The organism is Gilliamella sp. ESL0232, assembly GCF_013346885.1.
GTDB classification, from domain to species: Bacteria; Pseudomonadota; Gammaproteobacteria; order Enterobacterales; family Orbaceae; genus Gilliamella; species Gilliamella bombi.
In genome coordinates, this window is sequence record NZ_JAAEDW010000012.1 from 33,637 (window position 1) to 47,985 (window position 14,349).

Genomic DNA, 14,349 nt, shown 5'->3' on the forward strand with positions numbered 1-14,349 from the left:
TTTTTTTGGCGCATTTTTTATTTATATAGTTGCGTATACGTAAATTGAATTTTGTTATATTTACTTGCGATGCTTTAGTAACTGCTGACTTGTATGGGCGTGGGTGATTGCTATAGCTAAGGCATCAGCGGCATCAGCTTGAGGGCTAGCTGGTAACTTTAATAATAATTTGACCATATGTTGCACTTGCTTTTTATCGGCTGCGCCTGTTCCTACTACACTCTGCTTAACTAAACGAGCTGCGTATTCAAAAACAGGTAAATTATTATTTACAGCAGCAACAATTGCAGCTCCCCTTGCTTGACCTAACTTTAATGCGGAATCGGCATTATGAGCCATAAAAACTTGTTCAATAGCAAACATATCAGGTTGGAATTGTAAAATAATTTCACTAACACCGGCGTATACTCGTTTTAGACGAGTAGGTAAATCATCAACAGCAGTACGAATACATCCGCTACCAAGGTAGGTAAGTTGTCGTCCCGTTTGATGGATTACACCGTAACCCGTCAAACGAGATCCAGGATCGATGCCAAGAATAATGGCCATTAGAGTGTTGCAGCAACCTCGTCAGAAACTTCACCATTATGATAAACTTCTTGAACATCATCACAATCTTCAAGCATATCAATTAAACGTAATAATTTTGGTGCAGATTCAATATCAAGATCGACTTTTGTTGCTGGAATCATTGATACTTCAGCGGCTTCGGCAACTAGCCCAGCAGCATCAAGCGCATCTTTTACTTCACCAAATGATTCTGGTGTAGTAAATACATCAATTGCGCCGTCATCATAAGTCACAACGTCGTCTGCCCCTGCTTCAAGCGCAGCATCCATAACTTGGTCTTCATCAGTACCAGTTGGGTATGAAATAACGCCTTTTTTAGTGAACAAATATGAAACTGAACCATCAGTACCTAAGTTACCACCTGTTTTAGTAAATGCATGGCGTACTTCGGACACAGTTCGATTACGATTATCACTCAGGCATTCAACCATTACAGCTGTGCCAGCAGGACCATAACCTTCATAGATGATCGTTTCCATGTTGCTATCATCTTCCCCACCAACACCCCGCGCAACAGCTCGGTTCATGGTATCACGGGTCATATTATTAGATAACGCTTTATCCATTGCAGCTCGTAATCGAGGGTTTGACGCTGGATCGCCACCACCTAATTTTGCCGCAGTTACTAATTCACGAATAATTTTGGTAAAGATTTTACCCCGTTTTGCATCTTGTGCAGCTTTACGGTGTTTCGTATTGGCCCATTTACTATGACCTGCCATAAAATTCTCCAGATAATAATTAAAAAATCGCTATATTTTAGCAAACATTTACTTAAAATTCATTACTAATATACCGATAAGTTTTTATGTTCTGTAAATTATTCTTTATTAGGAATGATTTAATTTTTACTTATATGTAGGAATCGTGTTGTTCACAGTTGTTAGAGAAGCTACTATAATGAATATACATAAAAAAGCACTAACCTTGTATCACAAATATCCGATATGGCTCCTATATCATCAAGAAAAAATAATTGTCACCGATTCAGCAAACATTTAAAAACGGATAAGGCATCTTTCTACATATTAGGTATACTGAACACTTGCATTTTAAGGACTTCGTCACGCCTAACAATTAATTAAAATATCAAATACAGCTAAAAGCAGTTGCTCTTTCAATAAAAGGAAATAGAAAGACGCTATTAAAGATGGTGTTATAATATAATTTTGCAAAATGCTAATAATAACAATTTGTTATGCTCTGGAGATTGTTAACAGATAATCACTGAAAAATGAAACATTATTGAATGTAGTAACACGTTACAATAAGTTGGCAAGAAATTATATCAGTATGATTGCATTAGTACATTGCATGATGTGACTAAGAATGTAAAGGATGCTTATGATTAATACAAAAGATCAACAGCTCCTAACCAATGTGGTAATATAAACATTAAATACGATAGATCCCAAACTATAAAAATAACCTAAGAAATTGATTGATTTTCGGGCATCTATTTTCACAAAAAATTAAAGGTAGTTATCAATGAAACAAAAAATTCCTAATACATTTGGTTTAACTGTTTTTGCGCAAAACGTTGTTACTGTAACCAGTCCCGAACAATTACAACAGGTTTGGCAAGATAACTCCCAAAATTTACCAATTATGATTATTGGCGAAGGCAGTAACACACTTTTTACCTGTGATTTTGATGGTATTATTATTGTTAATCGTATCAAAGGTATTACCATTAGCGAAACAGAACAAGCATGGCATTTAAAAGTTGGTGCTGGTGAAACTTGGCATGATCTAGTATCAACAACAATCAAGCAGAACATACCAGGACTTGAAAATCTAGCATTAATTCCTGGATGTGTAGGTTCGGCACCGATTCAAAACATTGGTGCTTATGGTGTTGAGTTTCAAAAAGTTGCTGATTATGTGGAGCTACTTGAACTAGCTACAGGCAAAATCATCACTGTAACTGATGGCCAATATGGATATCGTGAAAGTATCTTCAAAAAAGCGTATTTGCAAGGTTATGCTGTTATCAATGTTGGTATAAAATTACCAAAACAATGGCAGCCAGTTTTAACTTATGGGGAATTGCGAAACTTTGATCCCAAAATTGTTACTGCAAAAATGATATTTGATAAAGTGTGCGAAATTCGTTGTAGTAAATTGCCAGATCCAAAGGTTTTAGGCAATGGTGGAAGTTTTTTTAAAAACCCTGTGATCGATAAAATTGTGGCGGACAAGCTACTTGAAATTTATCCAAACATGCCAATATATCCACAAGCTAATCATCAAACAAAATTAGCCGCAGGTTGGCTTATTGATCAGTGTGGTCTTAAAGGCTACCAAATAGGCGGAGCGGCTGTGCATCAACAACAAGCATTGGTTTTAGTTAATAAAGACCAAGCAACAGCACAAGATGTGGTTGAATTAGCTCGACATATAAAAAAATGTGTATTACAAAAATTCTCGGTGAATTTATCACCCGAAATCCGATTTATCGGCAACTCGGGCGAAATTGATGCAGACAATTATTTATAATTAGCACCAAATTATAATTGCCCGCAAATTTTAACCCATAATTATACGCGATAACATTATGAAACATTCGTATTCATTCCCTATTTTATTAACGAGTTTGCTCTTTGTAACAATCTCGTTGTCAGCATTAAACACACAGGTACCATTGTGGTTAGTGCGTAATGAGTTTTCGCTTGGGCAAATTGGTCTTGTCGGATCAAGTTATTTTACTGGTAACTTGCTAGGTACCATTTTCGCCAATTGGTTTATTAATAAATTCAATGCTCGGCACACATACACCTATAGTTGCATTATTTTTGCCATTGCAACCATTGGATTAAGTTTTTCAATGAATTTTTATAGCTGGATAATGTGGCGATTTTTTATAGGCATTGCTTGTGCGGTCACTTGGGTGGTTATAGAAAGTTGTATATTACTCACTGGCCCTGTACGTACGCGAGGAAAAATGCTGGCAGTTTATTTAACCACTTATTACCTAGGTACGGTTTTAGGGCAAGCTTTGTTGCAGTATTTTCCGCAAAACATATTATATTTTGGATTAGTTATTATGTTACTGATGGGATTAGCAATTTTATTTATTTTGCTGACCCATTATAAATTACCAAAAAGGAAAAAAAGCAGCTTTAACATCATGCCAATGATATTAAATAAACCCTCTCGACTTGGGTTAACTGGTTGTGTTATTGCAGGTATGTTAATTGGATCGTTATATTCACTTTTACCAGCCTATTACTCACATTTAGGATATAGTGATATTCAGGTGGCTAATTGGATGATTTTACTGATTTTATCAGGAGTGATTGCACAAATGCCTGCTAACTGGTGTGCAGACAAATTTGGACGGCAACTTATATTATTAATTGAATCGTTACTAATGTTAATTGCATGTATTATGCTGATATTCAATTGGTTTAATGCGTTGGCGATTATTTTATTAGGCGCCACTATTTACACCATTTATCCCATATCCATGGCTTGGGCTTGCTCGTGTGTTAGAAAGCAAGATATTGTGGCGATGAATCAAGCAATGCTATTAACCAATACATTAGGGAGTTTAGTTGCTCCTGCTGTGATAGCATTTATTATGGATAAAACAAGTAACACCTATTTATTTGTTAGTTTTGCTATAATTTCGTTATACTTTATTATATTATTAGCCCAAAAAAGAGGAACGGATGCGCAGCTACAAAAATCCGCTTAAATTAATTGAAATACTAGCCGATGGTCAATTCCATTCAGGGGAAGAATTGGCAACAATTTTTGGCATAACCCGTGCAGGCATTAATAAATACATCAAACAACTGCGTGAGTGGGGGATTGAGCTAACCTCAATACAGGGTAAAGGCTATTGCTTGGCAGCGCCTCTTAATTTGCTTAATAAAACCAAAATTAACCAGCATTATCAATCGAATAGTCGATGTGAAATATTACCTATTATTGATTCAACTAACCAATATCTACTGGATCGAATTGATCAACTAACATCGGGCGATTGCTGTGTGGCCGAATTTCAATCCAAAGCACGGGGAAGGCGAGGGCGAAAATGGTTTTCACCTTTTGGCACTAATCTATACTTTTCAATGTATTGGCGACTAGAACAAGGCGTAGCGGCGGCAATGGGATTGAGTTTAGTTGTTGGTATTGTTATTGCTGACACCTTACGTACATTATCTGGCCAAGACATCAAAGTTAAATGGCCAAACGATCTATATCTTAACGATCAAAAACTAGCTGGTATTTTAGTTGAGCTTGCAGGTAAAACTGGCGACTGTGCCCATGTTGTGATTGGTGTTGGCGTCAATTTAACCATGACAAACCCGGATACCAACATAGTTAACCAAAAATGGGCTAATTTAGGCAATGTTGATCGTAACTTATTAGTTGCGCAGGTTGCCAAAACCTTAAAAAGTCAATTAATAGAATTTGAAAAACATGGTTTAGTGCCATTTATTAATGATTGGAATAGACTAGATAACTTTGTTAACCGTCCTGTAAAACTATTAATTGGCGATAATATTATTCAAGGAATAGCAAAAGGTATAAATGACCAAGGAGCCTTATTGTTAGAACAAAATGGTAAAATTGAAGCTCATATTGGTGGCGAAATCTCATTAAGAAGTGATGAATAATAACCTAACAATCATTTAAAGAACCTATTCCACTTGCTACAAGTGAAATAGGTTAATTAAACCAATTTTAACTTTTATTCTTAAATTTCAAAACTCGAAGCGCATTAGCTGTCACAATCGCAGTCGTACCTGAATCAGCTAGCACAGCCAGCCACAGTCCAGTAAAGCCAAATAAGCTGGTAATTAAAAATACTAACTTAATTCCCAACGCAATTGTAACATTTTGTTTAATATTACGAGAGGCAAAACGAGTTAAACCAATTAGCTTAGGTAAACTTAACAAGCTATTTTTAGTTAATGCGGCATCAGCGGCTTCTAGCGCAACATCAGTACCACTACCCATAGCAATACTTACGGTTGCCGCTTTCATGGCTGGAGAATCGTTAATTCCATCGCCCACCATAGCAATCGTCGTTGAGATACGCATCTTTTCAATTTCTGCTAATTTATCGGCAGGTAACAACTCCGCACGGTAATCCATACCTAATTGCGAGGCAATGGCTTTGGCCGCTCGCGCATTATCGCCTGTCAGCATCAAAGTCTTAACGCCAAGCTTATTAAGCTCATTCATTGTAGTAATTGCATCAGCCCGCAACACATCTTGCAATGCAATAATGCCCATCAATTGTTGACTTGTTACTGCAACTACTACAGTTTTACCAGCGTTTTCAAGCTCCTCAATAATTTTGGTATGTTCATCTTTCAATGGTGATGAAACTGTCACAACCTTACTTGGTGACACAATATAAAAAGTCTGATTATCTACCTCGCCTTGAACGCCAACCCCCGCAATCGCTTTACGATTATCGGCCTCATTAATATTTAATTGATTCTGCAATGCATAATCAACAATAGCCTTAGCAATGGGGTGATGCGAACCGCTTTCAATAGCGGCAACTAATGTCAATAATTGCTCTTTTGAAATATCTTGACTAATCACATCGGTGACTTGCGGTTTACCTTCGGTTAACGTACCAGTCTTATCAAATGCAACCACTTTAACTGAACCAATATGCTCTAGCGCCGCACCGCCTTTAATTAGCACGCCTTGTTTTGCCGCATTAGACAAGGCCGACGTTATTACCGCAGGCGTTGAAATAACCAATGCACAAGGGCAACCAATTAACAATAGAGTTAAACCTCGATAAAACCAAGTATACCAATCAGCATTGAACAACAAAGGTGGCGCAATAATCACTAACAGAGCAAATAAAGCAATTGCTGGCGTATAATAACGACTAAATTTATCAATAAATCGTTCAATAGGTGCTTTACGCTCCTCGGCATCTTCAATCAACTGTAAAATACGATCTACCGCATTTTGCCCAACTTCTGATACCACTTTTAATTGGATTGTATTATCAACCACGAGTGAACCAGCCAAAATCTTATCGCCAGAAAGATAATTAACAGGGATCGACTCACCAGTTAGTGCACTTTCATCAATATTGGCTTGCTCACTTATCAAAATCACATCAGCAGGCAAACGACCACCAGACGAAATTTCAATAATATCATTGGGTTTTAAGCTATGACTGGCAACCGTTTTTCGATCCCCATTAATGATTATCACTGTTTCTTGGGGCATCAGCTCAGCGAGCGACGAAATACCTTTTTTAGCTTTACTTGTAGCAATACTTTCTAGCATTTCGCCTATCATAAATAAAAATAAGACCATGGTTGCTTCTTCGGAGGCACCAATAAACAAAGCTCCAATAGCTGACACACTCATTAACGACTCAATTGCAAATGGTGTACCACTACGCGTTAAAACTACCGCTTCTTTCAAAATAGGTATTAACCCAACAATTGCTGTCATTATAAAGGCATATTCGCCAACGGTTTGATTCCATAACAAAAGGATATAACTCATCACAATTAAAGTGCCTAATACCACTAAAGGAATTAGTTCTTTTTTATCAAAACTGTGGGAATGATCATGATGATGAGAATGTTCTGGAGATGATTCAAAAATAGGTTTATAGCCTAGCTCGATAACTTTATTTTCTATTAATTTAATGGTTTTTTCATTATGTTGGGGAACAAATACCACCAACTTTTCGGTAGAAAAAACAATCTTAATTTGGTTAATATTGGGTAACGCTTTTAGGCTATTTTCAATTTGTTGAGCACAGTGCGCACAATCCATGCCTTTTATTTTCCAAGTTAATTTAATTTGCTCGTTTAGCCTGTTGGGATCATCAGGGGGATCGTCAAACTCATTTTTAGACGTAGTATGAGTATCGCCCCCACAGCTATGTGTTGATTCTTGATGACAAGTTATATCGTGAGATAAATGAACATGATTATGTGCCATATTTAAACAATTGCCATGACAACACTCATGGTGATGAAGTTCATGATGTATATATTTGTTATTATATAACATAACGTTACCTATATTTATGGGTGATTTTGATTGTACGCCAAAAAATAAAAAAGAAAATCATTTTTACTTTTAGTAGCAAAAAAAGTAAAAATCACTTCAAAACTGACCTGTAACACTTTTCAAAAAATAACGAACTAACTAATTAATTCGCTTTAATTATTAGCATGTGCAAGGCACAAAAAACACAGCAAAAACATTGTAATAAAAACAGAAATTAGCTAATAATTACTTAAATTAAGTGAAATAAAAACTTTAATAAAATCAATAGTCTACCTGAGCTATTTTAGAGAAAACACACAACACGGCAAGGTCAATCCACCTATCTTTTAACTGTGTTGTAGTGCTTTGCTAACAGAGTGAGGCAGCACGAAAAATTGGACTGCTTGGCGAGTTTGTGCTTTGTTAGGGATGCCAATTTATCAGGAACAATTTGGCACTTCTGAGCAAAGCAAATAGGCTTAAAAAAGGCGAATATCATAATGATTCGAGTAAATCATACCGATGGTTAAGAGCGAGAGCGTTGGGTACCGTAGTTCATATTTTGTATCTCATGTGAGTTGTAAGATGTTACGCTCAAAATTCTTAAATTAAACGTTATCACCAATATCAGTTATTTCGACAAAACTCAAAAGCTATAAAGCTAACAGCATATTTTAATTATAAAATTAACCTATCTATAAAGTCGAATTGTTTTATCTTTACATTTCCTTACAAAAAATCCGCTAAAAAACTAGCCAACTATATCTTAAATGGTTATACTTTTATCGCTATAGGAAAGCAAGCTTATTAAATAAGCAAATAATTGTAAAAAATCTAAATAAAACAAATCATTACTTGACAGGTAAACCATAATGCATTATCATTTTAGACACCAGACACCAGACACCAGCACTGGCAAACCTATGTCTTAAATTTATTAAATAATCTTATTCGACGAATTTTTACACGAAACTTATTTATATCTTCCAAATTATCTCTCAACGTATTATCGAAATTGTTTCCAAAAAGCCTATTGGTGTTGGGGGTGTTATTACTGTCATCTTCATGGAGTTTACAGGCATTAACTAGTAAAAGTGGTCGTGTAAATAATCATCGTAGTGATGCAATAATGCTACCACAGTCGGTAGTTATCAATTATGCAAGGCCGAATCTGCTATTTGGTAAAAATGGTGTGGATATTAGTGGAGTCAACTTCGCAGGTCCCGCTGATATATGGAATCCTGATGAGGGCTTTTTAGTTCAATCAACCAATCCTGCATCATACGGCCTTAATTTTCCGACTACAGGCGCTGATGGATTATATTTTGATTTAGTTATAGAGGAAATTGATGCACGCCAATTGGTATGGGAGCCAGTTACACATGGGGGAATAACAGCCACAGTGACATGGATATGGGCTGAAGATGATTGGCTTACATCTGGAGGAGAAATTATAGCGCGCGTTACGCTAAAAGGTCCTGAGGCAAGCGCTCAAATAAATAATCATTATCCTAATCGAATTGCTGTGCCAAGGTTACCGCAGATTTTTGAGTTAGTGGGTAGAGATATTAGTACTGGTAATGAGCTGGTAAAATATGGATTTGTATTACAGAAGTGGTTCGTGAACCGTAAAGATAAACAAGATAACTATTCTAATACAGAAGCGTGGTGTAGATATTTAGGCTATCGAGTGCCGCAAGTAAAGGATCTAACGAACGCAATCTGTTTGGGTACATGGGAAGGTGATTGGTGTAAAGGCTCTGTCGGCGCTACGCCATCATCAAGTGGTAATCATTATCAGCGTCGAATAGGAGCAGGATTTTTCACTGAGTGGGGCGGTACGTACCTTTATGCTGGAGCAGGTTTCGTCTATGACTACCAATACTGGACAAGCGACACGGCTGGAAATACTCAGTTTGATGTGGACTCAGATGTTGGTGATGTGTACTTCAACCAATCGAGTAATAGCCCGCGGGGTCTTTGCGTTACTCCTTAGCTTTTAATCTTTGGAATGTGGTTAAGTTTATGGTGCTAATAAGGAACAAGCATTAAAAAAGTTTCCATGTAAGGTAAAGCCCCCTAGTTTGCGTATTTACTATTAGATAGTAAATACGTTTATTTGAAAAAATTCCAATAAAATCAGATTTCTGTCTGAAATGTTTTAAGGTGAAAATCCTACATATTGTAAAATTAATATGCCTGTCTTTTCACGACGTTAGAATATATCGAAAACTGAAAACTAAGTTATTGGTTTGTTATTTAGTTTTGGGACGGTTTTTGATTATAGTACGGCTTACTACGTCAGGTTATTTTTTACAATATCATGATTTTATTTATAATAATTAATATAAATTACATTCAGTTTAATCTATTTAATCAATTCGTGTTTAATTATTAGGAATCTTCTTGAATAAATCTTTAAAATTTGATAGTTTACAGGAAAGATTTTTAACATTAAAAACACTAAAAAGAAGGTAATTGTTATGACAATCAAAGTAGGTATTAATGGCTTTGGCCGTATTGGCCGTATTGTTTTCCGTGCTGCTCAAAAACGTTCAGACATTGAAATCGTTGCTATCAACGATTTATTAGATGTTGAGTATATGGCTTATATGCTTAAATATGATTCAACACATGGTCGTTTTGACGGTACAGTTGAAGTTAAAGATGGTAAATTAGTCGTTAATGGTAAAGCAATTCGTGTTACTGCTGAACGTGATCCTGCAAACTTAAAATGGAATGAAGTTGGTGTTGATGTTGTCGCTGAAGCAACTGGTTTATTCTTAACTGATGAAACTGCTCGTAAACACATCCAAGCTGGTGCTAAGAAAGTTGTTTTAACTGGCCCTTCTAAAGACAGCACTCCAATGTTTGTTATCGGTGTTAATGATAAAGATTATGCTGGTCAAGATATCGTTTCTAATGCTTCTTGTACAACTAACTGTTTAGCGCCTTTAGCTAAAGTTATCAACGATAACTTTGGTATTGTTGAAGCATTAATGACAACTGTTCATGCAACAACTGCAACTCAAAAAACTGTAGATGGTCCATCTCATAAAGATTGGCGTGGTGGTCGTGGTGCTGCTCAAAACATCATCCCTTCATCAACTGGTGCTGCTAAGGCGGTTGGTAAAGTTATCCCTGAATTAAACGGTAAATTAACTGGTATGGCTTTCCGAGTTCCTACTCCAGACGTTTCTGTTGTTGACTTAACTGCTCGTTTAGAAAAACCAGCTAAATATGAAGATATCTGTAAAGCAATCAAAGCCGCTGCTGAAGGCCCAATGAAAGGCGTTCTTGGCTATACCGAAGATGATGTTGTTTCTACTGATTTCTTAGGTGAAGTTTGTACTTCAGTATTTGATGCTAAAGCTGGTATCCAATTAAGTGATAACTTTGTTAAACTTGTTTCTTGGTATGACAATGAAGTAGGTTATTCAAACAAAGTATTAGATTTAATCGCAGTTATTTCTAAAAAATAATTGATATTTAACTTTGTTTATAAGGCGACCTTAGGGTCGCTTTTTTTATGCTCTCATTTTAGAGAGATTTTTAGTTTTTTTAGAGACAAAAAAACGCTCACTTTGTGAGTGAGCGTTTTTCTAATATGAAATTCTAAAGTTTCAATTAGATTACAACGACTTCAGCAGCTGCAGGTCCACGAGGGCTATCTTGGATAGCAAATTCAACTTGTTGTCCTTCAGCTAATGTTTTAAAACCATCACCTGAAATAGCTGAAAAGTGAACAAATACATCTTTACTTCCATCCGCAGGGGTAATAAAACCAAAACCTTTACTTTCATTAAACCATTTTACTTGGCCTGTTTTTTTATTCATTTACTAGACATCCTAACAATAATTAATAATTAGCCATTACGGCCGTATGGGTTTTAACATCGTGTTAATAATGTAACTAAAAGCCAAGATAATGTGCTTAAAAATACATTATTGTGGTTCATTGTTATTCACTATTTTGTACTTTGTTGTTTACCCAGTGATATTACCGCATAAATTATAATCAAAAGCAAGATGTGAATAATAATTTTTTTTTATAAAAAAAAAAGTTTTATTGAATTTTCAGGAAATTATTTTTTAATTGATAAAAGTCAAATTTTGGACGTTGAAATTTTAATTGATTTTTAAAGTCACTAAAAATTATGAAAAATAAAAAAGCCATAAAATAATATTTATGGCCTTGATAAAAATATTTTTTATTGAACTTTATTTGTTTTTTGCTCGTTCAAATGACTCAATAATTTCTTTACGGGCGGCATCTGCGTTATCCCATCCGTCAACTTTCACCCATTTACCTTTCTCTAATGCTTTGTATTGTTCAAAAAAGTGTTTGATTTGTGATTTGAGTAATTCAGGTAAATCATCAACATCTTTAATGTGATCATATTCTTTTGATAGTTTGCTGTGAGGTACTGCAACTAGTTTTGCATCTTGACCTGCTTCGTCTGTCATTTTTAATACACCAACTGGGCGGCAACGAATAACTGAGCCTGGTTGTAATGGGTATGGCGTTGGGACTAATACATCAACTGGATCGCCATCTAATGATAATGTGTGATTAATATAACCATAGTTACATGGATAAAACATTGCTGTAGCCATAAAACGGTCAACAAATACAGCGCCAGTGTCTTTATCAACTTCATATTTAATTGGATCTGCATTGGCTGGAATTTCAATCACAACGTAAATATCATCTGGTAATTCTTTACCTGCTGGTACATTTAAAAGTCCCATTTTTGTATCCTCTATCTAAGTTTATATAGTGTTTGTGAATAATAATAAGCGCACCTTATAAAGATTATTCAGTGTCGCTCAATTCTTTTAAATATTGAAAAATTTGTCTTGCCGTTTTGGTTGGCTTGTTTGTTTCTTGCTCTTTTTTTGCTAAACGGGCTAAGGTTCGTAATTGCTGACGATCGGCAGTTGGGTACAAACCGATAATAGTTTCGGCATCGCCAGTTGCAATCAATTCATCACGAAGTTTTTCAAGTTTGTGAAATAGGGCGATTTGCTGATTATGGCGATTTTTAAGTTTATCAAGTGCTTGACTAATTGGGTCAATATCTCGGTTACGCAGCAGTTTACCAATGTATTGAATTTGGCGGCGATACCCTTCTTTTTTTATTTTCTGCGCAAGTCCAATTGCATAAGTGAGATCTTCATCGAGAGGAATTTTTTCAAGTTCGTTTTTGCTTAGCTTGACAAGTTCAATCCCTAATTTTTTTAAAGCTTCAGCATCACGTTTAATTTCACTTTTACTAACGTAGATGATTTCGTCATCTTCAGTGTCAATAGCGAAGTTGGGTTCTAGATTTGTCTCTTGATTGTAATTCATGTTATTTCTTTTGTTAACTATTGTGTAATTCTAGCTTATTATAGCGTATCGCTAGCAGAATTGTAGAAAATAATAAAATGAGTATTGAACAGATTAAAAAAGAAGCTTTAAATCAAAAAGAAACTTTATCGGCAATTGTTGCTAATGCTATTGAGCAAGCAAAGTCACGTGTTGATGAAGTTGAGGTATCGATTAATAAGTCAACAGGTATTAATGTTAGCACTCGCATGGGTGAAACCGAGAATGTTGAATTTAATAGTGATGGTGCGTTATCTATTACTGTTTATCAAAATGAACGTAAAGGGAGTGCTTCTACCAATGATTTGTCTTCTCAGGCTATTTTGAAAACGGTGAATATGGCGATTGATATTATGCAATATACTTCGCCAGATCCTTGTTCAGGTTTGGGTGATGTGAGTCAAATGGCATTTAATCCACCTGATTTAGATTTATTTCATCCTAGTGATTTGAACGTTGATAATGCCATTGAGCAGGCTAAACAAGCCGAATTAACTGCGTTAAATCATTCCAAATTGATTAATTCTGATGGCGGTTATTTTAGTAGTCGCTATGGCGTTTATGTTTATGGTAATAGTTTGGGGATGTTGCAAGGTTATTGCGCAAGTTCACATTCACTTTCATGCTCAGTTATTGCTCAACAAGCAGGGCAGATGGAAAGTAATTATGCTTATACTTCATCACGTGATTATAGTCAGCTCAAGTCCGCTGATTGGATTGGTGTGCAGGCGGCTGATAGGGCGATCTCACATTTAGGCGCTAAACAGATCGCAACAATGCAAACTCCTGTGTTATTTAGTGCAGAAGTTGCCGTTGGACTCATTAGGCATTTAGTAGGTGCTATAAGTGGCGGTGCCATTTATCGTAAATCTTCTTTTCTTTTAAATAGTGTAGGGAAGGTGATTTTTCCTAATTGGTTAACTATTTATGAGGATCCTTTTATTTTAAAAGGCGTTGGATCATCGCCTTTTGATAGTGAAGGGACAAAAACAGTTAAGCGCAATATTGTTGAGCAAGGTGTGTTGCAAACTTATTTGTTAGGCAATTATTCAGCTCGTAAATTAGGCTTAAAATCGACTGGGCATGCAGGTGGGATTCATAATTGGTTTGTATCGCCAAGCCATGCAAATGCTAGTTTTGATGAGATGCTAAAAAAATTGGATAAAGGTGTTTTGGTGACTTCGTTAATGGGGCAAGGTGTTAATAGTGTGACTGGTGATTATTCGCGTGGAGCTACAGGATTTTGGGTTGAGAATGGAAAAATTCAATATCCAGTTAGTGAAATCACCATTGCTGGTAATCTTAAAGATATGTATAAAAATATTGTGGAAATTGGAAATGATATCGAAACCAGAACAAGTATTCAATGTGGCTCAATTTTGATTGATAATATGAGTATAGCGGGGAAATAA

Annotated in this window: 12 protein-coding genes; 6 read left to right on the forward strand and 6 right to left on the reverse strand. The window is 35.8% G+C overall.

Features of this window, described 5'->3' with window-relative positions:
* Positions 1 to 60: 60 nt before the first annotated feature.
* Entirely contained in the window at positions 61 to 549 is a 489-nt protein-coding gene (gene ruvC, locus GYW75_RS11535; RefSeq protein WP_034914152.1) for a crossover junction endodeoxyribonuclease RuvC, read from the reverse strand.
* Complete coding sequence (locus GYW75_RS11540; RefSeq protein WP_065560314.1) at positions 549 to 1,292, reverse strand: YebC/PmpR family DNA-binding transcriptional regulator; 744 nt, start codon at positions 1,290 to 1,292, stop codon at positions 549 to 551. The genes ruvC and GYW75_RS11540 overlap by 1 nt, the downstream gene beginning before the upstream one ends.
* Before the next feature lie 766 nt (positions 1,293 to 2,058).
* On the opposite strand from GYW75_RS11540, the gene murB reads away from it, so the two are divergent.
* Genes murB through birA form a run of 3 tightly spaced genes read left to right on the forward strand, consistent with a single transcriptional unit; the run spans position 2,059 to position 5,198 of the window.
* Complete coding sequence (murB, locus tag GYW75_RS11545) at positions 2,059 to 3,069, forward strand: UDP-N-acetylmuramate dehydrogenase (RefSeq protein WP_174799443.1); 1,011 nt, start codon at positions 2,059 to 2,061, stop codon at positions 3,067 to 3,069.
* Between the two features lie 58 nt (positions 3,070 to 3,127).
* On the forward strand, positions 3,128 to 4,270 hold the full coding sequence (locus GYW75_RS11550; protein ID WP_065560337.1) for an MFS transporter: 1,143 nt from the start codon (positions 3,128 to 3,130) through the stop codon (positions 4,268 to 4,270).
* On the forward strand, positions 4,245 to 5,198 hold the full coding sequence (gene birA, locus GYW75_RS11555) for a bifunctional biotin--[acetyl-CoA-carboxylase] ligase/biotin operon repressor BirA (RefSeq protein WP_174799444.1): 954 nt from the start codon (positions 4,245 to 4,247) through the stop codon (positions 5,196 to 5,198). Before GYW75_RS11550 ends, birA begins: the two co-directional genes overlap by 26 nt.
* Before the next feature lie 67 nt (positions 5,199 to 5,265).
* Here birA and GYW75_RS11560 read toward each other — a convergent pair whose 3' ends face one another.
* Positions 5,266 to 7,587 carry a zinc/cadmium/mercury/lead-transporting ATPase gene (locus GYW75_RS11560; protein WP_174799445.1) on the reverse strand — a complete coding sequence of 774 codons (2,322 nt, stop codon included), beginning with the start codon at positions 7,585 to 7,587 and terminating at the stop codon, positions 5,266 to 5,268.
* 1,024 nt (positions 7,588 to 8,611) lie between these two features.
* On the opposite strand from GYW75_RS11560, the gene GYW75_RS11565 reads away from it, so the two are divergent.
* Positions 8,612 to 9,562, forward strand: coding sequence for a hypothetical protein (locus GYW75_RS11565; RefSeq protein WP_065589292.1), 951 nt, complete (start codon positions 8,612 to 8,614; stop codon positions 9,560 to 9,562).
* A 487-nt stretch (positions 9,563 to 10,049) separates the two neighbouring features.
* Positions 10,050 to 11,048: a glyceraldehyde-3-phosphate dehydrogenase gene (gene gapA, locus GYW75_RS11570; protein WP_034912538.1), complete on the forward strand. Its 999-nt coding sequence runs from the start codon at positions 10,050 to 10,052 to the stop codon at positions 11,046 to 11,048.
* 145 nt (positions 11,049 to 11,193) lie between these two features.
* Here gapA and cspE read toward each other — a convergent pair whose 3' ends face one another.
* From cspE to yjgA, 3 genes are all read right to left on the reverse strand, one after another.
* Positions 11,194 to 11,403, reverse strand: a complete 210-nt coding sequence (gene cspE, locus GYW75_RS11575; protein WP_025315032.1) for a transcription antiterminator/RNA stability regulator CspE — start codon at positions 11,401 to 11,403, stop codon at positions 11,194 to 11,196.
* Between the two features lie 384 nt (positions 11,404 to 11,787).
* Positions 11,788 to 12,318: an inorganic diphosphatase gene (ppa, locus tag GYW75_RS11580; RefSeq protein ID WP_065589290.1), complete on the reverse strand. Its 531-nt coding sequence runs from the start codon at positions 12,316 to 12,318 to the stop codon at positions 11,788 to 11,790.
* Between the two features lie 64 nt (positions 12,319 to 12,382).
* Positions 12,383 to 12,919 (reverse strand): ribosome biogenesis factor YjgA, encoded by a 537-nt coding sequence (yjgA, locus tag GYW75_RS11585; protein ID WP_065589289.1) that lies wholly within the window; start codon positions 12,917 to 12,919, stop codon positions 12,383 to 12,385.
* Positions 12,920 to 12,996: 77 nt separating this feature from the next.
* Between yjgA and pmbA the strand changes: the two genes are divergently transcribed.
* Positions 12,997 to 14,349, forward strand: a complete 1,353-nt coding sequence (gene pmbA / locus GYW75_RS11590) for a metalloprotease PmbA (RefSeq protein ID WP_174799446.1) — start codon at positions 12,997 to 12,999, stop codon at positions 14,347 to 14,349.